This window comes from Phenylobacterium sp. CCH9-H3, assembly GCF_001557235.1.
GTDB lineage: Bacteria > Pseudomonadota > Alphaproteobacteria > Caulobacterales > Caulobacteraceae > Phenylobacterium.
Genome location: NZ_LSJI01000271.1, coordinates 1 through 19,236, shown reverse-complemented (window position 1 = coordinate 19,236; position 19,236 = coordinate 1). Strand labels below are relative to the sequence as shown.

The 19,236-nt window shown below is 64.7% G+C and carries 16 protein-coding genes and 6 pseudogenes; 12 read left to right on the top strand and 10 right to left on the bottom strand.

Annotated features, from left to right (window positions below; translation table 11 throughout):
- Positions 1-170 precede the first annotated feature (170 nt).
- Positions 171-1,183 (top strand): annotated as a pseudogene (locus tag AX721_RS23830) (IS110 family transposase); the annotation flags it as partial.
- 849 nt (positions 1,184-2,032) lie between these two features.
- On the opposite strand, the gene AX721_RS23820 reads toward AX721_RS23830, so the two are convergent.
- From AX721_RS23820 to AX721_RS23805, 4 genes are read right to left on the bottom strand one after another with little or no spacing between them, the layout of a single operon-like run.
- The gene (locus tag AX721_RS23820) at positions 2,033-2,638 is read right to left on the bottom strand and encodes a TetR/AcrR family transcriptional regulator (protein ID WP_068878452.1); all 606 of its coding nucleotides are present in this window, start codon (positions 2,636-2,638) and stop codon (positions 2,033-2,035) included.
- Positions 2,635-4,293 carry a DHA2 family efflux MFS transporter permease subunit gene (locus AX721_RS23815; RefSeq protein ID WP_068878451.1) on the bottom strand — a complete coding sequence of 553 codons (1,659 nt, stop codon included), beginning with the start codon at positions 4,291-4,293 and terminating at the stop codon, positions 2,635-2,637. Before AX721_RS23815 ends, AX721_RS23820 begins: the two co-directional genes overlap by 4 nt.
- The gene (locus AX721_RS23810; protein WP_068878450.1) at positions 4,280-5,410 is read right to left on the bottom strand and encodes an HlyD family secretion protein; all 1,131 of its coding nucleotides are present in this window, start codon (positions 5,408-5,410) and stop codon (positions 4,280-4,282) included. Before AX721_RS23810 ends, AX721_RS23815 begins: the two co-directional genes overlap by 14 nt.
- Entirely contained in the window at positions 5,407-5,835 is a 429-nt protein-coding gene (locus AX721_RS23805) for a MarR family transcriptional regulator (protein ID WP_068878455.1), read from the bottom strand. The genes AX721_RS23810 and AX721_RS23805 overlap by 4 nt, the downstream gene beginning before the upstream one ends.
- Positions 5,836-6,017: 182 nt before the next feature.
- Here AX721_RS23805 and AX721_RS23800 point away from each other — a divergent pair, with 182 nt between their 5' ends.
- Complete coding sequence (locus tag AX721_RS23800) at positions 6,018-6,485, top strand: universal stress protein (protein ID WP_068878449.1); 468 nt, start codon at positions 6,018-6,020, stop codon at positions 6,483-6,485.
- A gap of 182 nt (positions 6,486-6,667) precedes the next feature.
- Positions 6,668-6,817, top strand: a pseudogene (locus AX721_RS28850) (DUF2141 domain-containing protein); the annotation flags it as partial.
- 5 nt (positions 6,818-6,822) lie between these two features.
- On the opposite strand, the gene AX721_RS23795 reads toward AX721_RS28850, so the two are convergent.
- On the bottom strand, positions 6,823-7,317 hold the full coding sequence (locus AX721_RS23795) for a transposase (protein WP_068878448.1): 495 nt from the start codon (positions 7,315-7,317) through the stop codon (positions 6,823-6,825).
- 277 nt (positions 7,318-7,594) lie between these two features.
- Here AX721_RS23795 and AX721_RS27060 point away from each other — a divergent pair, with 277 nt between their 5' ends.
- Positions 7,595-8,080, top strand: coding sequence for an Hsp20/alpha crystallin family protein (locus AX721_RS27060; protein ID WP_082765237.1), 486 nt, complete (start codon positions 7,595-7,597; stop codon positions 8,078-8,080).
- On the opposite strand, the gene AX721_RS23790 is transcribed toward AX721_RS27060, so the two are convergent.
- Entirely contained in the window at positions 8,030-9,646 is a 1,617-nt protein-coding gene (locus tag AX721_RS23790) for an AarF/ABC1/UbiB kinase family protein (RefSeq protein WP_068878447.1), read from the bottom strand. The genes AX721_RS27060 and AX721_RS23790 overlap by 51 nt on opposite strands.
- Positions 9,647-9,655: 9 nt before the next feature.
- On the opposite strand from AX721_RS23790, the pseudogene AX721_RS28845 reads away from it, so the two are divergent.
- A pseudogene (locus tag AX721_RS28845) lies at positions 9,656-10,267 on the top strand (aldo/keto reductase); the annotation flags it as partial.
- Positions 10,268-10,288: 21 nt separating this feature from the next.
- Here the strand turns inward: AX721_RS28845 and AX721_RS28485 are convergent.
- Positions 10,289-11,281, bottom strand: a pseudogene (locus tag AX721_RS28485) (IS3 family transposase); the annotation flags it as partial.
- On the opposite strand from AX721_RS28485, the pseudogene AX721_RS28480 reads away from it, so the two are divergent.
- Both AX721_RS28480 and AX721_RS28840 read left to right on the top strand, forming a co-directional pair.
- Positions 11,280-11,909 (top strand): annotated as a pseudogene (locus tag AX721_RS28480) (SDR family NAD(P)-dependent oxidoreductase). The pseudogenes AX721_RS28485 and AX721_RS28480 sit on opposite strands and share 2 nt — an antisense overlap.
- 292 nt (positions 11,910-12,201) lie before the next feature.
- Positions 12,202-12,474 carry a tetratricopeptide repeat protein gene (locus AX721_RS28840; RefSeq protein ID WP_197422701.1) on the top strand — a complete coding sequence of 91 codons (273 nt, stop codon included), beginning with the start codon at positions 12,202-12,204 and terminating at the stop codon, positions 12,472-12,474.
- Between the two features lie 251 nt (positions 12,475-12,725).
- Here the strand turns inward: AX721_RS28840 and AX721_RS28150 are convergent, their stop codons facing one another.
- The gene (locus AX721_RS28150) at positions 12,726-13,064 is read right to left on the bottom strand and encodes a hypothetical protein (protein ID WP_197422700.1); all 339 of its coding nucleotides are present in this window, start codon (positions 13,062-13,064) and stop codon (positions 12,726-12,728) included.
- 248 nt (positions 13,065-13,312) lie between these two features.
- Positions 13,313-14,095 (bottom strand): TetR/AcrR family transcriptional regulator, encoded by a 783-nt coding sequence (locus AX721_RS23765; RefSeq protein WP_197422699.1) that lies wholly within the window; start codon positions 14,093-14,095, stop codon positions 13,313-13,315.
- A gap of 87 nt (positions 14,096-14,182) precedes the next feature.
- Between AX721_RS23765 and AX721_RS23760 the strand changes: the two genes are divergently transcribed.
- The 5 genes and pseudogenes from AX721_RS23760 to AX721_RS23745 all read left to right on the top strand — a co-directional run bounded on the left by AX721_RS23760 (position 14,183) and on the right by AX721_RS23745 (position 19,005).
- The gene (locus tag AX721_RS23760; protein ID WP_197422698.1) at positions 14,183-15,427 is read left to right on the top strand and encodes a cytochrome P450; all 1,245 of its coding nucleotides are present in this window, start codon (positions 14,183-14,185) and stop codon (positions 15,425-15,427) included.
- A gap of 216 nt (positions 15,428-15,643) precedes the next feature.
- Positions 15,644-16,273, top strand: a pseudogene (locus AX721_RS23755) (amidohydrolase family protein); the annotation flags it as partial.
- A gap of 70 nt (positions 16,274-16,343) precedes the next feature.
- Positions 16,344-16,745: an amidohydrolase family protein gene (locus AX721_RS28475; RefSeq protein ID WP_231733138.1), complete on the top strand. Its 402-nt coding sequence runs from the start codon at positions 16,344-16,346 to the stop codon at positions 16,743-16,745.
- 78 nt (positions 16,746-16,823) lie between these two features.
- Positions 16,824-18,026 carry an acyl-CoA dehydrogenase family protein gene (locus AX721_RS23750; protein WP_068878442.1) on the top strand — a complete coding sequence of 401 codons (1,203 nt, stop codon included), beginning with the start codon at positions 16,824-16,826 and terminating at the stop codon, positions 18,024-18,026.
- Positions 18,027-18,147: 121 nt separating this feature from the next.
- Positions 18,148-19,005 carry an MBL fold metallo-hydrolase gene (locus AX721_RS23745; RefSeq protein ID WP_197422696.1) on the top strand — a complete coding sequence of 286 codons (858 nt, stop codon included), beginning with the start codon at positions 18,148-18,150 and terminating at the stop codon, positions 19,003-19,005.
- 22 nt (positions 19,006-19,027) lie between these two features.
- On the opposite strand, the gene AX721_RS23740 is transcribed toward AX721_RS23745, so the two are convergent.
- Positions 19,028-19,236, bottom strand: a 209-nt coding sequence (locus tag AX721_RS23740; protein WP_156467353.1) for a 2Fe-2S iron-sulfur cluster-binding protein, incomplete at its 5' end; no start/stop codon positions are given.

The following is a 19,236-nucleotide window of genomic DNA, read 5'->3' as shown; positions in this document are numbered from 1 at the left end:
AGCGCCGCCGCCCGCCCACGCCCGTCAGCACCTCCAGCCGGCGAACCTGCACCGGGTCAACCGTAGGGCTAAATCCAGACATGAAACGATCCGCCCAGGGGGATCGTCACCATCACCGGCCAGCAGCGTCAGCGGAACGTGGGGCCGGGACAGCACTCTGATGGTCCGCTGTCAAGGAAGTAGGCGGGGCTCGCGCCCGCTCCTCTGAGCGGCCCAAGTCATCGCAAACAGGTGGAGGCGGGGTCTTCCGCAAGAAGCTGAGGCGAGACGCGCTGCTGGCGTGCTTCGCGAGCCAGCCGCAGTGTCTGGTAGCGATGGAGGCCTGCGCCAGCGCGCATTACTGGCCGCGCGAAATCGCCGCGCTGGGGCATGGGACCCGGCTGATCCCGCCGGCCTACTTCAAGCCGTTCGTGAGGCGGCAGAAGCACGACATGGCCGATGCGGAGGCGATCTGCGAGGCGGCGCAGCGGCCGTCGATGCGCTTCGTCACGCCGAAGAGCGCCGAGGCTCAGGGCGCGGCCGTGGTGTTCCGCACCGGCGATCTGCTGGTCCGGCAGAGGACCCAGCTGATCAACCCCCTGCGCGGCCATCTCTTGGAGTTTGGCTTCATCGTGCGCCAGGTGCTGGGCACGTCAGCAAGCTCATCGACCTGGTCTTCGATCCCATCGTCCGAGCTGCCGGCCGAGGCGCGTCCAGTGCTGGCGGTGATCGCCGAGAGCCTGCAGTCGACCCAGACGAGGATCGCGGTGCTCTATCGTGAGATCGCGGCCAGGGCCAAGGCCGATCCAGTCGCCACTCAGCTGATGACCATCCCGGGCGTCGGGCCTGTCGTCGCCACGCGCTGGTGGCGCAGGCGCCTGATGCGAGCACCTTCCGGCGCGGGCGCGACTTCGCCGCCTGGCTGGGGCTCACGCCCAGGCAGCACTCCAGCGGCAAGGAGCGGCTGGGCCGGACGACCAAGATGGGCGAGCGCACCTGGCGACGGCTGCCGATCCTCGGCGCCAGGTCGGCGGCCAGGAACGCCGGACGAGATGGATCGCGGGCCAGCCCGTAGCTGGTCGGCATGCTGACCAGGAAGCCGCGCATGCTGGTGACCGTTGCGCTGGCCAACAAGATGGCGAGGATCGTCTGGGCGCTGATGGCGCACGGCGGATCCTACAGAGCTCCGGCTGCGGCGGTTTAACCCCGCCGGGCCGAGGCGGTCAGGGAGGCGGGAAAGGTCGGACGAGAGGTGTGGCGCAACGGTCAGAAGACGGGGTCGGGAAAACCAGGGATATGTCCACGCGACCTGAGCGCGCCTCAGCGAAATGGACCCGGCCCGCGATCTCCATACAGGCCAGCAGAAAGTGAACAGCCCGCATCAAAAGGCCGGACACACGGAAGCACCTGAACCTGCGCGCCGCCACCTCTCGAAAAAACCCCTTGCATCCAACGGCGCGTCCACTCACGGACATGCGGTCTTACGGCGGGCCAATACGTTTTTGAAGCTCAGCCCTCGGCATGGGCGAACACCCACAATGCGCGCGCGTTGGATTTGATCCCTTGCTCGGCCAGCTCCGCCGCCAAGCCCCTCAGCGTGAACGGACCAGAGGCGATGCGCGCCCGTAGCCACTGCGCACAGTCTCCCGATAGGGTCCTGGGCTTGTAGCCGCCGACCTGAGCCGGGGCCACCAACCCCGTCTCACGCTTGCGCGTCTTTGCTGTTCACCTGGCGTCGTGAAGCCCGGCCGGCTGAACGGACGGCCGGCGCGGCGGCGGCGGCGGCGCTGACCTTTGCGCTGATCAAAGTGATACCGGATCAAGGCGCGCCGTCGTGTGCCAGGCCCGAAAGTCGGATCGTGATCGAACTTCCCCAGCGGCGCCATCCGACGCCTGAAGTTGTAGCTGGCCTTGGCTATCCTATTCCCACGGCTCGCCCGGGCAGCGCCCAGGGAGTGGTGGAAATTGGCTGAGCGAGGCGAACCGCAAGCCGCTACAGCTTAGGCGGACCGCCTTGCGGCGCAGGACTCATGTCACAGTTTCGGCAGGCACATTACCGATCATTTGCGTAGGCCTTTACGAAGAGTCTCGCGCAAGCTCTAGCATGGGTCTCTATGTGTATTGGATCGAGGATCCCCGCCAGAATCATGAGTTGCGCGTTCGATACGACAGCGGTGTGGAAGAGTTGAGCTGCGATGTCGGGTTCATCGACGGTGAGACGCCCCCGCGCACATTGCGCGCGGAAATAGGTTGCGATGCGTTCCCGCGTACGCACCGCAGTCGCACCATAGATCAGCTGGGCCGCCGCCGCATCGTGTTGGATCGCAAAGAAGATCGCGCGAAGCATTTTCCGATAGGCGGGCTGTGAGAGCCCGCGCAGCAAGGCGAGGGCGTAGGATCTCAGGTCGTCCTCAGGATCTTCGTTGCTGTCCAGATCAAGCATTGGATCGTACAAAACACTGAGGCCACTGGCGACCAAAGCATCCATCAGGCCGGCTCTGCTGCCGAAATGATTGTAGACCGTCTGCTTGGAGACTGCCGCTGAGCGGGCGATCAAGGTGACCGACACATCTGGGCCAAGCCGACTCATGAGGTCCGCCGTAGCCAAGAGGATCGCCTCCCGCTTGCGTTTGCAGGTCGAGTTGGCGTGTCTCCTCATATTCTTACCGCGCGAGCCTTGACTTCAAGCACAGGGTCTGCTGCCGGCCCGGCATCCGCCTCGCCTTCAGCCTTCTCAGCCGACTGTGGGCCTGGACCTAGCCGCGCCGCAACGCGCCCCAAGGCGCGATGAAGCACGAAAGTCGGCGCGAGGGCCGCGGCGAAGACCATGGCCGTGATCAGGAATCCGTCGCGATAGGCGGCGGCGGCGGCCTGGTAATACACCCCTTGCCCCAGCAGCCAGCCGGCCGCGGGGAGTTGCTCCAGAGGCCCGAGTCCCAACGCGTGGGCGGTTCGCGCGGCTTCCATGAGATAGCTGGCTGTAGCGGGATTATCCGACGTCTGGGTCGCGGCGAGGGCGTCGCCGTGAAACGCGGTTCGCCGCTCAATGATGACACCTAGAATACCCGTGCCAAGCGCCCCCCCCAGTTGCCGGGTGAAGTTCATTGAGCCAGAGCCCTGGGACAACAGTTCCAGCGGCAGCACCTTGAGGGCTGCGGAACTCAGGGAGGGAAACACAAAACCCATGCCAATGCGGCCAATCACCGTCCACCAGGCGAGCGTCCAGAAGGCCGTGTCGGCGCTCACGTGGGCCGTAAGCCACGAGGAATAGGCAAAGATCGCCATGCCCGCCCCGATCAGCAATCCTGGCGACAGCCGGTCGCTCATCATTCCTGCGGCGGGAAAGACGATGACCAGGACGAAGCCCGCCGGCATCAGCAGCAGGCCCGCTTGGGTTGGGGTGAAGTTTTGAATCTGCTGGACGAAAACCGGGAGCAGATAGGTCGTGCCATACAGGCCAGCACCTAACACAAAGCTGACGGCGGCGGCCGCAGCGAAGGGGGGGCTGGCGAACACTCGCAGGTCGAGCAGCGGATGCGGAATCCGACTTTCGCGGAAGAGGAAGGCCGCCGCGCAGGTCACCGTGATCGCAAACCCCGCGAGGACAGGAGTGGAGGCCCAGCCCAGGCGCTGGCCACTGGACATGGTTTCCAGCAACGCAAGAAGGGCCAAGCTGAGCCACACCAGGGCCGGCCAGTCCAGTCGGGCCTTCGCGACCGCAGGATCGCGATCGGGCAGGAAGAGGTGCGCCAGCGTGATGCCGCCCAGCCCGAATGGAATCCCCAAATAGAAAAGGAACCGCCAGTCGAAGCTATCCATCAGCAGTCCGCCGACCCACGGACCCAGCGCCGGGGCGAGCACCACGCCGATCCCGAATATGCCCATGGCCGCGCCGCGCTTGTCGGGGGGAAACACCTGGAACATCACGACCATCGCCAGCGGCTGGATGACGCCCGCTGCGGCGCCCTGGATCACCCGGGAGACTATGAGCACAGTATCATCCGGCGCCAGCCCGCCGAGGACCGATCCGAACAGGAACACGCCCAGGGCCACCATCATGGTTTGCCGCTGACCGAAGGTGCGTTCGCACCAGGCGGAGAGCAGCATGGTGACCGTCATCGCCGCGAGAAAGCCGGTGGCGAGCCACTGCACCCGGGTCTGATCGATGCCGAACTGCCCCATGATCGCCGGGACAGCCACGTTCACGATGGTGGAAGACAAAACCACGGCGATCGCCGAGACCATGGCCGCCGCCGTCGCAAGCCAGCGGTACATCGATCCATAGCGCGCGAAGAGGGCCTCAGTCTGCGGCATCGATCGTGACCTCCGCCATCATACCCGGCCGGAGAAGATTTTGCTGCTGGGTGATCGCCAGCCTCACAGGCAGCCGTTGGGTCACCTTGGTGAAGTTGCCGCTCGGATTGGGATTTGGCAGCAGGGCGAACTGGCTCGTGGCGGCTCCTCCCAAGCGCTGAATCTTCGCCGCGAAGGTGCGGCCGGGGTAGGCGTCCACCCTCACCTTGGCCGGCGCGCCAACCTTCAGTTTTCGGAACTCGGTCTCCTTGACGTTCACATCCACCCAGACGGTGTGCGGGTCGTGATAGAGCAGGATGCGCGACCCCGGCGAGACGTACTCGCCCGGATCTACAACGGTCTGATCGACGACCCCGTCGAAGGCCGCCACGATCTGTCGCCGTCCGAGATCGAGCCGTTGCTGTTCACGCCGCGCAGCCAGCGCATCGATCTGGGCGTCGACGCCCGCAATCTGCGCGGCGATCACCTCCACCTGCTGGAGGCCGGTCTGGGTGACCTCGGCGCCCGCCTTCGCGCCGGAGATCGCGGCGCGGGCGCGGACCGCGGTTTGCTCGGCGGCCCGCAGCCGCGCCTGATCCTCCTCGAACCGGCTCTTGGCGACGAGTCCTTTCCCATAGAGGATTTCGGTGCGCTGAAAGGCCGACCGCGCCACGGCCAGCTCCGCCTGCCTGGTCAGATAGTCGGCCTGGGCGCTGTCGACGGTCGCGGAGGACACCCCAGCTTGATTGCCGACGGTGTTGCGCACCAAGCTTTGCTGGGCCAACAACTGCGCGCGCTGCGCGCGCAGGTTCGCGATGTTGGCGTCGATCTCCGCCAAGCTATATTGAGCGTCGCGGGGTTCTATCCGGACCAGAACTTGGCCCTTCTTGACTTGGTCCCCGGCTTTGACATCGAGCTGAACAATCCGCCCGGCCGCCTCGCTGGAAACCGCAATGACATCCGCGGCAATGCGGGCGTCGTTGGTCGATACCCGGCCGGCCCTCGCGTGTAGCCAAGCCACGCCAGCCGCAATGACGGCCACGATCACGGCGGCGACGACAAGCATGCGCCGCGAGGGGCTTCGCCCGAGGCGAAGGCTTTTCACGCTCGCGGGGGCGGTGTCATCCGCCGCGCTCATCTTTGTTCCAAACGCCGGTTGACTCGTCCCAAGACGGACAGACAGGTGGCCAGATCGGCGTCGGAAATATCCGACAGCAACTCGTCGCGAAGCGTGGCCGCAATGCTTGTGATGTGATCGAGGACAGGCTCGGCCGCGGCGGTGAGGCTGACGTGTTTGGCTCGCCGATCATTCGGAGCCTCCCGCCGCGCAATCAGGCCGCGCCTTTCAAGGTCATCCAGCTGGCGCACGATCGTCGGCGCCTCGATTCCGAGCCGATCCGCCAAATCCCGCTGCGTCAGCCCCCCGTCCGAACTTGAAAGTTCAAACAACGCCAGCCACCGCGCCTGTGACAGGCCCGTGTCCTTAAGCCGCTCGTCCAGGCGCGCCCGCCAACGACGGCTCATCAGGTTCGCCGCCTGTCCAAAGGCGTGTCTGGCGGTCATCGAGTACAAATCCATGTCGATAGGGAGCTAATAATTAGCATCCAACCGCCCCCACCGCAATTCTCTCGGCGCTTGTTGAATGATAGCCCCCCTAACCGTTAGCCTACGAAGGTGCGTTGGGTGCGATTGGACGCCCTTCGGGAAATGCTGGCGCTGCACTTGGGTCTGAAGCGGGGGTTCATATGTATCAGCGAATCGTTCTTGCCTACGATGGCAGTGTGGAGGGCCGCGCCGCGCTGCGCGAGGGCGCGATGCTGGCCATGAGGCTTCGGGCCCGGGTCTTTCTCTTGTCGGTCGCCGCAGAGACGCCTGGGATTCGGCTGGCCGAAGGCGCCTACGCCGGAGTCATCGCTCACGAGCAGGAAGCGTACCGTGCGGTGCTCGAAGAGGGCGTCACGCGGCTGCGGCAACTTGGCCTCGAGCCGGTCGCCGAGTTGCGGAGCGGCGAGCCCGCTGCCGAGATTGCCGCCTTCGTAGAGCAAGTCGCCGCAGACCTCCTGGTCGTAGGCCACCGGCATCGGCGCTTTCTCGATCGATGGTGGGCCAGCAGCAGCGGCGCCTACCTGATGGACCACGTCAATTGCAGCATGTTGATCGCCAGGCACGTGGTCTCGGACGAAGCGCTCGTCGACTCAGGCGGGGGGCAATGAGCAGGGTTGAGCATGTCGCCGCGACCGAGCGCAAACGGCGAGCAATCCAGCCGCTTTCGGCGTGGCTGCAGTTCCTTCCCCTCGCCTTTCGCATTGTGGCGCTCGCCTACGCCACGCCTCCGTTTGCGGAAACGAGGTGCGCCGGAGACAAAGGGCCACGGAAACCGAGATTGACGGTCTAGGTGGACGGTCTGCGAAACATCCAAGGACAGGTTACGATCACCATATATCCTGACGACCGGCGCCGCTTCATGGCTCGAGGCGGGAAGCTTCTGCGGACGCGCGTGCCCGCTTCAAGCCTCAAGCCCCGTGCGTGCTTTTGGCTACCGAAGCGGACCTATGCGGTTGTCGTGTACCATGACGAGGACGGTGACGGCGGCTTCGACCGCAAGGCTCGGCTCCAGCGATGTTCTTGGGGCTGGCGACGGCACGTATCTTGGTGCTCACGGCAGAACTGGACAGAGGCGGTGCTGGTGCGAATGATCGCTTCCGGATTGTCGTGGCGAAAGGCGGCGATCGTCCCGTAGTCGGGGGCCAACCGCCTCATCAGCCACGGCGCCTCCAGGTCGCGGACGCACGCCCGCTCCAGCATCCGCGATGAACGCACTTGGTTGAGGTAACCCCAGATGTAGAGCCGCAGCATGTCACCCGGCCGAAAGCCAGGACGACCCGTGGCCGCAGCGACCGTGCGCCCAAAACCTAGCTCGTTCAGATCCAATCTGTCGACGAAAACGTCCACAACCTCCACCAGAGCATTCGGCGAGACGTAGTCGTCAATGCAGGGCGCGAGCAGACAGACTTCGGCCCGGCTTTGACCTTCGATGAAGCTCATTGATGCCTCCGCCAGAACCGAACCACCTGTTTCCGCAGCGTTTCTCCTGATCTTTGAAGCGCCGCATCGACATTGATCCCGGCAATTTCAAAGCCACGGCGGACGGGTTCCCTCAAGGAGCTCACATGACTCAAACCGACTGTTTCGCCTTCCTAGGAGGGCTTGATAGCGGGCCCTCGCGGCCTAAAGTCATCGACTTACGGGAGACCTGACGGCCTTGAATTCGCCGCCATCGGGCCATTCATTCGGGTGAACAAGGCGTCTTCAGGAGTTAACGATGATTGGCGATGTTTACCTAAAGCTGGGACGGCGGGTGTATTCCGCCGGGCTCGAATACGACAGCTTCATCGGCCGCGCCCTCAAAGGCGTGAGCCGCCGGGCTGGGGCGGCGCCTAGTTCTCCTGCAGGAGCGCGCTCGGCCTTCGACGTGATGCAGACGATCGAAAATGTAACAGTTGAATTCGACGTCCCGGGCTATGCCAGGAACGATCTGATTCTGGACGTGACTCCGCAAAGTCTGCGGTTGCAAGCGGCCGGCCGGCAGCGACGGTCCGGCAAAATCGGCGCCCCCTTTGCCTGGAGCGTCGACCTGCCGGAACCTGTGGATCCCGGGCAGGTCACCGCGACGCTTGAGGACGGCGTTCTAACGGTTGAGATGGCCAAGGCCGCTTGGAGCCGCGGGGACGCCAAGCGCGTCCCGGTGCAAGATGGCTCAGTCCCGCCGGAAGAGGCGGCCCAAGAAGGCGAGCAACCCCACGCCTGAGAGGACCAGGATCGCGGCGCGCGCCAGCGCGGCGACCTGGTCGTCGAGGGCTGAGGAGATGATGGCGGTTGCGATGACCAGGGCGGCGACAACGATCGCGCGTGCGAGATTGTCGCCGGCGCGCCTCACGGCGTGGGCTATGTCGGTCAGGTCAGCGCTGGAGACCTTGAGGACCAGGCCTTCCCGCCTGAACCGCCCTATGCCGCGGCGGAGAGCCTCAGGCGCCATGGTGAGGATCTGGTCCAACTCTTTGAAAGCGCGGAACGCCCGGGTGGCCAGGGCCTTCGGTTCAAAGCGGGAGGCGAAGGCGCGCACGACCACGGGGGTGATCGCCGCCACGACATCCAGATCCGGGTCGAGGGTCCTGGCCAGCCCCTCGGCGATGCCCAGCGCCCGCATCAGGAGCAGTAGATCCGGGGGCAAGGTCAGGGCGTTATCTCGAGCAATCGCTATGAACTCGGTGATCGCCTCCGCGAGCCTGATCGGCCTTCCGGAGTCGGCCGCATAGCGCAGGAAGAACCTCTCGACGCCTTGTTCGAGCCCGGGCGGCGGGACGCCGGTTCGTCCAGCCCAGTCCATCAGCACATCGGACACGGCCGCGACGTCGGCGTCCACCAGCGAGCCGAGGACGATAAGGACCTGCTCGCGCCGTTTTGCCGAAAGCCGCCCGACTGACCCAAAATCCAGAAGAGCGAGCCGGCCCTCAGGCGTGACCAGAAGATTCCCAGGATGAGGATCGGCGTGGAACACGCCGTCCAGTAGGATCATGCCGAGCAATCCCCTCGCCGCGTCTGGCGCCAGCGTGCGCGCTAAGGCCGGCTCCTCGCTGCGGAACGCAAGGTTGGGAGTGCGCCCGCGGACGCGTGAGCTGACCATGGTCCGTTCGGTGGTAAACCGCTCGTGGACAAGCGGCACCTGGAACACCCTCGCCCGCTTACGGATCTCCGTCTGGTTGCGGGCCTCGATCCGGAAGTCGATTTCTTCCAGAAGCGCTTCGCTGAGTTCAGTCACGACACGCACAGGCTGGTGTCGGCGCAGCGCCGGCGCGCGGCGCTCGACTACGCGAGCGGCCGCCGCGAGCAACCGCAGATCCGCGCGCATGACCGCCTCGATCCCCGGCCTGCGGACTTTGACGACGACGTCTTCACCAGTCCTTAGCCGGGCGGCATAGACTTGCGCGATGGAGGCCGCGGCGATCGGCACCGAGGAAAATTCGGCGAAAAGCTCGTCCGGCGAGGCGCCGAGATCGATCGTCAGCTGTTCGCGGATTAAATCATCGAAAGGCGCCGGGGACACATCATCGTGCAGCCGGCCGAGCCGCTCCGTCAGCTCCGGCGGAAGCAGGTCCGACCGGGTGGCCATGATCTGGCCAAGCTTCACAAAGGTCGGGCCGAGTTCCTCCAGCGCCGCGACAAACCCCTCGTATGCGAAGGCGTCGCCGTCCGACGCCACGCCGCGGAGCAGTCCCAAGCGAATTAAGGCAGGTCGCGCCCCGGTGCGGGCCAAGGTGCGGAGCACGGTGGCGAGGCGGCGATAGTCCTGTGAAGAGAGGATCAGTGGCGACATGGGATCTGGATGCTTCGATCGACCGGCCAAAGCAAGTCGGCCGTTGGGCTGGAACCCGACGTCCTCTCACATGGTTCTTCAGCAAGAGCAGTCCTAAGGACCGAAATTGATCAGCTTTATCGTGGGCGGCGCGGGCGCTGTTATGGTCCTGGTCGGTATCGGTGGCCTGTTTGTAGCCCTCCGACGCCTCAGGGAATAGTGGAGTCTCTCTCCGGTCCCTCGGGCATTGCCGGATACCCCGGACCGGGAGAGAGCGCCGCAGCCACCGCGCCCGCCTTGGACCGCGCGTGCGACGCCGATGCGCTCCGCGTACGGAACCGGCCTATCGTTCTCCCGTTGGCTGGAACAGCCAGACATAGGAACCTCGCCATGAATTACCGCGTCCTGGGGCCCGGCAATCTTACCGTCTCATCGCTCGGCCTTGGCTGCGTGGGCATGTCCGAGTTCTACGGAGGAGCGGACGAAGCCGAGTCAATCGCGACTATTCACCGTGCTATCGAGCTTGGCGTCACCTTCCTGGATTCCGCCGATATGTACGGGTTCGGTCAAAACGAAGAGCTGGTCGGGCGCGCTATTCGCGACCGCCGGGATCAGGTCGTGCTCGCCACCAAGTTTGATCTTCCCCCGAATCAGTGGACGGGGTTAAGCCGCTCTGCGCTCGGCGTCGGCTGGGCTGATATAGCCCAGGGCCGAGTGCAGGCGACGGGGATTGTAGAAGCCCTCGATGTACTGGAACAGATCGCGCCGGGCCTGGTCGCGGGTAGCGTAGACCCGGTGGTGGACCCGCTCGGTCTTCAGCGTGTGGAAGAAGCTCTCCATCGGGGCGTTGTCCCAGCAGTCGCCCTTGCGGCTCATGGAGGGGGTGATCCCTTGTCGGGCCAGGGCTGAGCGATAGGCCTGGGCGGCGTATTGGATGCCGCGATCGGAGTGGTGGATCAGGCCGGGGGCTGGCCGCTGGCGCTGGATGGCCATGTCGAGGGCCTCCAGGGCGATCTCCACACGCAGCGGCGGGCGCGTGGACCCAGCCGGCGATCTCGCGGGTGTGCAGATCGAGCACCGAGGCCAGGTACAGCCAGCCTTCGCCGGTTGGGATGTAGGTGAGGTCGGCCAGCCAGACCTGGTTGGGGGCCTGGGCCTGGAAGTTGCGGCCGAGCCTGTTGGGCGCGATCGGATAGCCGTGACGGCTGTCAGTGGTGCGGGTCCGTCTGGGCAGGGCCGCCAGGCCCCGCAGACCGGCTCTGCGCATCAGCCGCTCGATGCGCGCGCGTCCGATCCGGCGGCCATGGCCGCGCAGCACGGCATGCACCCGCGGCGAGCCGTAGGTCCCGCAGCTCTCGGCATGGATCTGCCGAATGTCCTCGGTCAGCGCCCGGTTGGCGGCCGCCCGCGCGCTCTCAGGCCGTGAGCGCCAGGCGTAGTAGCCGCTGACCGACAGACCCAGAGCCTTGCACATCACCCGAACCGGCCAGACCTTGCGATGCTCATCGACGAACCCGAACTTTATCGGGAGGCCGATCCGAAGATGAGCGCGGCTTTTTTTAAGATGTCGCGCTCCATCCGCAGCCGCTCGTTCTCGCGCTTGAGCCGGGCGACCTCCGCAGCCAGATCAGACGGCGACGGGGCCGGCGTACGCGTGATCGCCACGGTGTCTCGCGAGAGCGCGGAGTTGGACAGCGTCGCAGAGGAGGCCGACGGAGAGCGGCTGCGAGCTGTGACTGCGGACGTGACGCGAGAGGCCGATTGTGCGCGCGTGGTCAAGGCTGCGCTTGGCGCCTTCGGTCCGCCGGACATCCTGGCCAACAACGCCGACCGGGCCATGAAATAGGTTAGTGAGAGATTCCTGACCGAGCCGACGTGCTTTTGGGAGACTGATCCGGAGGTCTGGCGCATGGTGATCGACACCAACGTCGACGGCCCCTTCATCATGGCCCGTGCGGCCACGCCGCACATGATCGCCGCCGGCCGGGGGCGGATCATCAATATCACCATGAACCACGCCACCATGCGCCGGCGCGGCTTCTCACCTTACGGACCGTCCAAGGCAGCCGTGGAGTCAGAGACAATAATTTGGGCGCAGGAGCTCGACGGCACAGGCGTCACGGTGAACGCCCTCCTCCCCGGCGGGGCGGCCGCGACGGGCATGATCCCGGGCTGGGTTTCCCGAATCGCAGCGGCAGAAGGTGCTCAAATCCGACATTATCATACCGCCGCTGCAGTGGTTGGCTTCGAACGCCTCCAGGAGTGTGACTGCAAAGCGGATTGACGCCTTGCGCTAGCGGGCCGACCTTCCGCAAGCCGAGGCTGCGCAGGCGGCCATGGACGACGCCGGCTGGGCACTCACTTGAGGTCCGGTCCCCTCTGGTCGCCAGGGGCGTTGGATGGGCCCTCTGCAGGTCAGATGACCAGCGGCTCCTCGGCCGAGAAGCCGCCAACATGCGTCAGCTAATATAAGAAAACGCTTCGAGTTTTTGCACAGCCTGCCCTGCGGCCCGCCGCGTGTTCTCGGAGGTGGAGGGAGCCCACCCGCAGACGAGACGCACTCCTCGCTCGCCGGCGTGCTGTCGCTGGGTGGCGAGCATTTGGCGGCCGCGCAGCTCTACGAGAGGGCTCTTCTTGAAGAGCCTTGGGACGGGGTGTCCCGGATTGCCTTGGCCAAGTGCCTCCTCGAGGCGGGACGGCGTGAGGCCGGAGAAGCCCAGCTTCGCGCCGTTGTACGCGGCGAGCCCAGACTCTGGGGTCTGGCAGCGACTGCGCAGTGCGGTGTCGGACCGGGGCGACTGTTCCTGCGGCCCAGCCGTGCGCGGGAGCACCTCCGGGCCGGCCCTTGAGGGCCTCAGCGTCGCCGCTCGTGCCGGTAGACGCCGCGTGTTCTGCGGATGCGACGGAGCGTCCTGATCGAGCGAGATGTGGCGGTCTCATCCCTGGCCCCGGGGACCGCCTCAAGTCATTCCCGGCGGACCGGGATGCGTTGGGCGATCGGGGTGCCCCGCTTGAGCACGCCCCGGAACGTGCGGTCGCTCCACCGCGCCGGTATATTGGCGAATAGGTCATGGTAGCTGTCGCAGTCAAACATCCCCCGTCAGCGTGTGAAAGGCAGATCGAAGCGATTGGCCGGATGCATGAACAGCACCGAGTAGCCCGGCGGCGTCTCGATGGTCCAGAAGCTGTGGAACTTGATCAGGAAGCGATCCTCATCGCACAGCGGCGTCCCGGTGACCTGCGCCGGGTGATGAAAGCCGAGCGGCGAACGCGGAAACTCCATCGCCCCGCATGGGGGTAGGTCCAGGTCCCACGACAGCTCCTCGCCCTCGCACCTAACGAAGCAAACCAGCGGTATCACCAACCCGTAGGTCATGGCGTCGACAATGGGCAGGCAGCGTTTCACCATATCGTCATACGAGTCGACGACCGGGTTCATGGAAAGCGCTGGCATCTCACGCAGCCAAGTGGGCAACCCCTAGGCCGCGGGGTATCGGGATCGGCACCCGCCCCTTGAGTTCAGGCGGACATTGAAAGCGGATTGCCAGGCGGGGATCGCGGTCGGCTTGTGCCGGGCTGCTGTCTATCAGATGATCTTCGTCGTGAGGGTCCGACATGCAACTCTCGAAACGCGACGGATGCTCTCGCCGCAGCGATATGCGTGCGGGAACCGGAGAACGCCCACGACTACGCTGGAGGGCCTCCTTCGTGGAAGGAGGCTCGGGCCGACGACGCGTCGAGTCCCGTGAGCACAATCTCCACGAGGTCGAGAACGAAAGTGTCGAGTTGTTGGAGCATGCGTGACCTTAGACGGGGTGGGGTCATCCGGATGTGATTTGCTATGGCGCCAACAATCAGGTCCATGACGAGGCCAGGGCTTGTTGCATTTAGCAGCTGACGGCGATCCATGGCGCGCCGGATGATCGCGCGTCCTTCGGCGATCATCGCCTCAGCGTAGGGCCGCAGGAAATCAAGAACCTCCGGATGCTCGGCGATGTCGAGGGGCAGGCGATCGTGCGCCCCCGCATACGGCCCGGTTAGCGAGCGCGCGACGATCCATGCGAGGGTGTGGAGATCGGCCCGAATGTCTCCCTGGTCGACGCAACCAACCCGCAGCCAGCGCGCCTCGAACGTCTGGCGAAGCAGATCTCCGCGTCGGGGCCAGCGCCGATACAGCGAAGCCTTGCCGACACCCGAGCTTCGGGCGACGGCCTCGAACGTGAAGCCCTTCCACCCCGCCTCGGCATAGAGGGCCATCGCCGCGTCGAAGACCCTGGCCTCAATCGCGGGATCTCGAGGCCTTCCGCGGCCAGCGGGAGCCAAGCGGATCATTTCGGCTGTAATTTGCTTGCGCACCACGTCCAACTGGGATTTTCTGACGGCCTCCGTCCTATATTTGAATCTCGGATAGATGCCTATGCCCGCCGCGAAGCGCCCCTGAGCGACCCGCCGGCCGTTGCGGGTCAGCAACGGACGTACTGACGACCCCGCCGCACGGGCTTGGCGGAGCCGAGGATCGCAGCGCCAGGGCCTGGAAGCAGATCGAGGAGAATGACCGTGACAGACAGCGTCGAAACTCCCGCCACCGCACCGCCCCCGTGGGGCATCGTCCAGACCACCGCGCTGGATCCCGCCGCACGCGACGATCCACATAGCCGGCTGAGGGACCTGCGCCAGGGCTGTCCGGTGATGCGTGACGAGCCGGTCAAGAGCTGGTTCCTGACCCGGTATGCCGATGTGAGGCTGACGGTCAACGACGCCGGCATCTGGCGCGCTTCAAACCATGCTGAAGACGGAGCGCTTCTGAAACGGCCGCCGGAGCAGATGCTGGGCCGCCAGGAGAGCATCCTGACGCTCGACGAACCTGACCACAGCCGCGTTCGGCCACCGCTCGCGCAGGCGTTCTACGGTCGCGTCAATCGCATGAAGGCGCGCCTTGAACAGGTCATCGACGAGGTGATCGACGCCCTGCCGCGCGACCAGGCCTTCGATCTGATGGCCGAAGTCGCCGTTCCAGTCCCGATACTGGCCATCGCCCACGTGCTCGGGGTCGAGCCGGACCGGCGCAAGGAATTCCGAGACTGGTCCGAGGCGGTGATTCTCAGCCTCAACCCGTTCCGCTCACCGGAGCAGGCCGCGCGCGCGGAATGGGGCTCAGCGCAGCTCACGGGATATTTCACCGAATTGATGGCCACAAGGCGGGCGGCACCCGAGGAAGACCTGATTAGCGACATGGTGAAGCTACAGGCTGAAGGGGCTCCGCTGTCGGACGACGAGATACGGGTGAACCTTTCCGCCTTGCTGGTCGGCGGCAACCTAACCACGACCGACCTGATCGGCAACGGGATATGGCTTCTGCTGAGCAACCCCAAAGAATGGAACAAGCTGACAGCCGACCTTCGGCTTTCAAGCGCTGCGGTCGAGGAAGTCCTAAGGTTCGAAGGGCCGGTTGCGATCACCAGCCGCGTCACCGAAGCGCCTCGACAGTTTGGCGGGCGCGAAATCCCGGCAGGTCAGCTGCTTATCACCTCCCTGCATGGCGCCAATCGCGACCCGGAGGTGTTCGAAGACCCGGACCGGTTCGATATCACCCGCAAGCGCGCGCCGCACGTGGCGTTCGGTGGCGGGGCGCACATCTGCATCGGCGCCCCGTTGGCAAGGCTCGAGGCCAAGCGTGTGTTCCTGCGGCTGGCTGAACGCTTTCCCCGCCTGCAACTCGCCGAGGCGGGCCCACCAAAGTGGCGGCCCCTTCCCTTCTTCCGCGGCATCGAAACTCTGACGGTCGTCGGCGAGCCCGGCTGAACCTGGCTCACCCCGTCGCTCTTTGACCGACAGACCGTAGAACTCAACTCCTCAAAATTGGCGCGGAGTTCAGGCCGACGTCTGTTGCTGCTCGAAGCCCCATATCCGCGAGCTCAATGACCACATGTTGGTGTTTGGCGCTGACATATATATGCTACGCCGCGAATCCTACGTCATCGTTGAAAGCACCAATTCCTCAGCCGAGTGGGGTCGCGAATGATCAAGAATCCGATATCCGCGGACTCGCACATCACCGAGCCGCCACATTGCTACGTCGACTACATCGATCCGAAGTTCCGCGACCGCGCCCCGCGGGTGGAGCGGCTCAACAAGATCGGCGATGCCTTTGTTATCGAAGGACTAGCCTCGCCGATTCCAATTGGGCTGGTCGCCGCCGCCGGCAAAGACCCGTCGCGGATCACGACGCACGGCGTGGCTTTCGAGGACCTGAGAAGTGGTTGGGACGCCAAGTTCCGGGTGGCCGACCAGGAACGGGGCGGCGTCGCGGCCGAGTTGATCTATCCCACAGTCGGGATGATGCTCTGCAATCACCCCTACTTCGATTTCAAGAAGGCCTGCTTCGAGGCCTACAATCGATGGTTGCAGGAATACTGCGGTGAAGCTCCGGATCGCCTTTACGGTCTGGCGCAGGTTTCCATGCGCACGCCGGAGGACGGCGTCGCGGAAATCCTTCGCGCGAAGGAGATGGGCTTCAAGGGCGTGATGATGCCCGGCAACCCCGCCGTCGAAGACTACGACTGTACCGTCTACGACAAGGTCTGGGCGGCCGCCGTCGAGTGCGACATGCCGCTGTCATTCCATATCCTGACCGGCAAATCGGACGGACTCGCGGGCCAGACGCGCGGTCCGCGGATCCAGCGGCTTCCTGTCCATCATTCGCGGCTGCCAGGATGTGATGGGCACCTTCATATTCGGCGGCATCTTCGATCGTTTTCCCGGCCTCAAGGTCGCGTGCGTCGAGGCCGACGCGGGCTGGGTCCCACACTACATGTATCGAATGGACCACGCCCACAAACGCCATCGTTACTGGATGAAGGCCCCGCCGCTCAAGTGCATGCCGAGCGAGTATTTCAGGGAAAACATCTATGTGACCTTCCAGGATGACTGGGTGGCGTTCAGAATGAAGGATATGTGCAATGTCCGTCGACTGATGTGGGCGAACGATTTCCCGCATTCGGATTCGACCTGGCCCCTGTCGCAGACAATGCTCGAACAACACACCAAGGATTTGAGCGAGCACGAACGAAATTGGATCTGGCACGACAACGTGGCGGAACTATACGGGATCGCCGTCTGATAACTACGTAGTCTAAACGTGGCTGTTCCAGCCAAGTTGGAAACTGATCGCGTCTCTTCAAACAATGGAGTTCTTCTAATGACTGACGGCGCAGATCAGACTATCGAGGCTTTTCGTCAGGACGTGCGGGCCTGGGTCGAAGTCAACTTCCCTTCGGACTTGAAGGGTCTGGGCAATCCGATCGGGCTTGAAGAGCGCCCGAAGCCGACCGAGGAACAGGTCGCCTGGCGCAAGGCGGTCGGCGAAAAGGGCTGGGGAACGCCGATGTGGCCTGCCGAATACGGCGGTGCGGGGCTTTCGTCGGCCCACGCCCGCGTCATCCACCAGGAATTTGCGCGCGCTGGCGCCTACAACCCGATCGGGGGAATGGGCGTCATGATGTTCGGCCCGACCTTGCTCGAATACGGCACTGAAGAACAGAAGCTGGAGCATATTCCGCCGATCTGCCGCGGCGAAGTTCAGTGGTGCCAAGGCTACTCCGAGCCCGGGGCCGGCTCTGATCTGGCCTCCCTGCAGACGCGATGCGAGGACATGGGCGACCACTATCGGATCAACGGCCAGAAGATTTGGACATCGGGCGCCCAATGGGCGGACTGGTGCTTCTGTCTTGTTCGAACCGATGCCACGAAGAAGCATGAAGGCATCTCATTCGTGCTCTTCACCATGCACCAGCCAGGCGTCGAGGTGCGGCCGATCAAGCTGATCGCCGGCAGCTCGCCGTTCTGCGAAACCTTCCTGACCGACGTGCGCGCCGAGAAGAAGGATCTGGTGGGGCCCCTGAACTCCGGCTGGACGATCGGAAAGCGGCTCCTGCAGCACGAGCGCTCCAGCATATCGAGCATGGGAAACGCCCTCGGCGGCTCCGCGGCCCTTCCAGATCTCGCCAAGGCCTATGTCGGCGTCGACACGCAGGGTCGCCTGGCCGACCGCGACCTACGGACCCGGATCGTTGCAAATGAGATGGACGGGCGCGCCTTCCAGCAGACGGCGATGCGGGCGATGGCGGAAGCCAAGGGCAATTCCGGCCCGTCGGCGGCGACCTCGATCATGAAGAACGCCGGCACCCGCTGGATCCAGGACCGGGCCGAACTCACGCTCGAGATCATGGGTCACCAGGGCCTGGGCTGGGCGGGCGAGGATTTCACGCCCCCTGAGTTGGACGCCGTGCGCAGCTGGCTGGGCGGAAAGGCTAGCACGATCTATGGCGGCAGCCAGGAAGTGCAGAATAACATCATCTCCAAGCGGATCCTGGGCTTGCCAGATCTGACCGCAGCCAACTGAGCGTGGCAGAATTCGCGAGGGGCGAGCAGAGGCTTAAGAGTCAGCCGCGGTTGCACAATTGTTCAGCCTGGATTTCCCCCGCCGCGATGCGGCCCGCGACCATGACCAAAGGGAGGCTGCGATGCTGAGTTGGCAAGTTGGGGCGGTGAAGATCACCCGAATCGTGGAACTCCAGATTCCGATCCCATACAATCGAGCCAACCCCTTTCTGGCCGAGGCGACGCCCGAGGCGTTGCGAGCCATCCCGTGGCTGTACCCGAATTTCGTCAACGAGCAGGATCAGCTGCTGCTGTCCATCCACGCGCTGCTGGTGGATGCGCCGGGCCTGCGGCTGGTGGTGGATACCTGCATCGGAAACGATCGGCCCCGGTCCATTCTGCGTGGACAGCCGCTGGCCACCGGCTTCCTGCAGTCCATGGCCGAGGTCGGCTGGTCGCGGGAGAGTGTCGATGCCGTGGTCTGCACCCACCTGCATGTGGATCATGTGGGCTGGAACACCAAGCTTGAGGATGGCGCGTGGGTTCCGACATTTCCAAATGCCCGCTACCTCCTCGGCAAGACGGAATTCGCCCACTGGAGCGCAGAAGGCGACGAGGAACAGCAAACGATCCTGTCGGACTCGCTACAGCCCATTCTCGACGCGGGGCTCGCTGAGTTCGTTGAAATGGATCACCGCATCTCGCCCCACCTTCGGCTCACGCCCAGCACCGGACATACGCCTGGCCATGTCAGCGTGATGATCGAGTCCGAAGGTGAGTCCGCGGTCATCACCGGCGACATGAGCCACCATCCCTGCCAGATGGCCCACCCGCATTGGTCTCCCTCGTTCGATAGCGACCCAAGGGCGGCGGCGGCGACCCGCGCGCGACTGTTTGCCGAATGGGCCGACAAGCCGATCCTAGTCATCGGCACTCACTACGCGGCGCCGACGGCGGGATACATAATGCGGGAGGGCGCCGGGTTCCGATTTGACGCCTAGGGTTGGCTCGAACGGGTAGCGGCTAGTGCTGGCTCTCCGGCATCCGCACCACTAGGCCGTCGAGCGCGTCGCTGACCTTGATCTGGCAGGAGAGGCGGCTCGTGTCCCCGACGTTCTCGGCGAAGTCGAGCATGGATTCCTCCATGGCCGAGGCGGTCCCGGTCTTGTCACGCCAGGCCTCGTCCACATAGACGTGGCAGGTGGCGCAGGCGCAGGCGCCGCCGCAGTCGG

Bases quoted from the DNA above. Each gene is read 5' to 3' on its own strand.
- AX721_RS23820 (WP_068878452.1), bottom strand. From the start codon at position 2,638: ATGAGGAGACACGCCAACTCGACCTGCAAACGCAAGCGGGAGGCGATC.
- AX721_RS23815 (WP_068878451.1), bottom strand. From the start codon at position 4,293: ATGCCGCAGACTGAGGCCCTCTTCGCGCGCTATGGATCGATGTACCGC.
- AX721_RS23810 (WP_068878450.1), bottom strand. From the start codon at position 5,410: ATGAGCGCGGCGGATGACACCGCCCCCGCGAGCGTGAAAAGCCTTCGC.
- AX721_RS23805 (WP_068878455.1), bottom strand. From the start codon at position 5,835: ATGACCGCCAGACACGCCTTTGGACAGGCGGCGAACCTGATGAGCCGT.
- AX721_RS23800 (WP_068878449.1), top strand. From the start codon at position 6,018: ATGTATCAGCGAATCGTTCTTGCCTACGATGGCAGTGTGGAGGGCCGC.
- AX721_RS23795 (WP_068878448.1), bottom strand. From the start codon at position 7,317: ATGAGCTTCATCGAAGGTCAAAGCCGGGCCGAAGTCTGTCTGCTCGCG.
- AX721_RS27060 (WP_082765237.1), top strand. From the start codon at position 7,595: ATGATTGGCGATGTTTACCTAAAGCTGGGACGGCGGGTGTATTCCGCC.
- AX721_RS23790 (WP_068878447.1), bottom strand. From the start codon at position 9,646: ATGTCGCCACTGATCCTCTCTTCACAGGACTATCGCCGCCTCGCCACC.
- AX721_RS28150 (WP_197422700.1), bottom strand. From the start codon at position 13,064: ATGAACCCGGTCGTCGACTCGTATGACGATATGGTGAAACGCTGCCTG.
- AX721_RS28475 (WP_231733138.1), top strand. From the start codon at position 16,344: ATGGGCACCTTCATATTCGGCGGCATCTTCGATCGTTTTCCCGGCCTC.
- AX721_RS23750 (WP_068878442.1), top strand. From the start codon at position 16,824: ATGACTGACGGCGCAGATCAGACTATCGAGGCTTTTCGTCAGGACGTG.
- AX721_RS23745 (WP_197422696.1), top strand. From the start codon at position 18,148: ATGCTGAGTTGGCAAGTTGGGGCGGTGAAGATCACCCGAATCGTGGAA.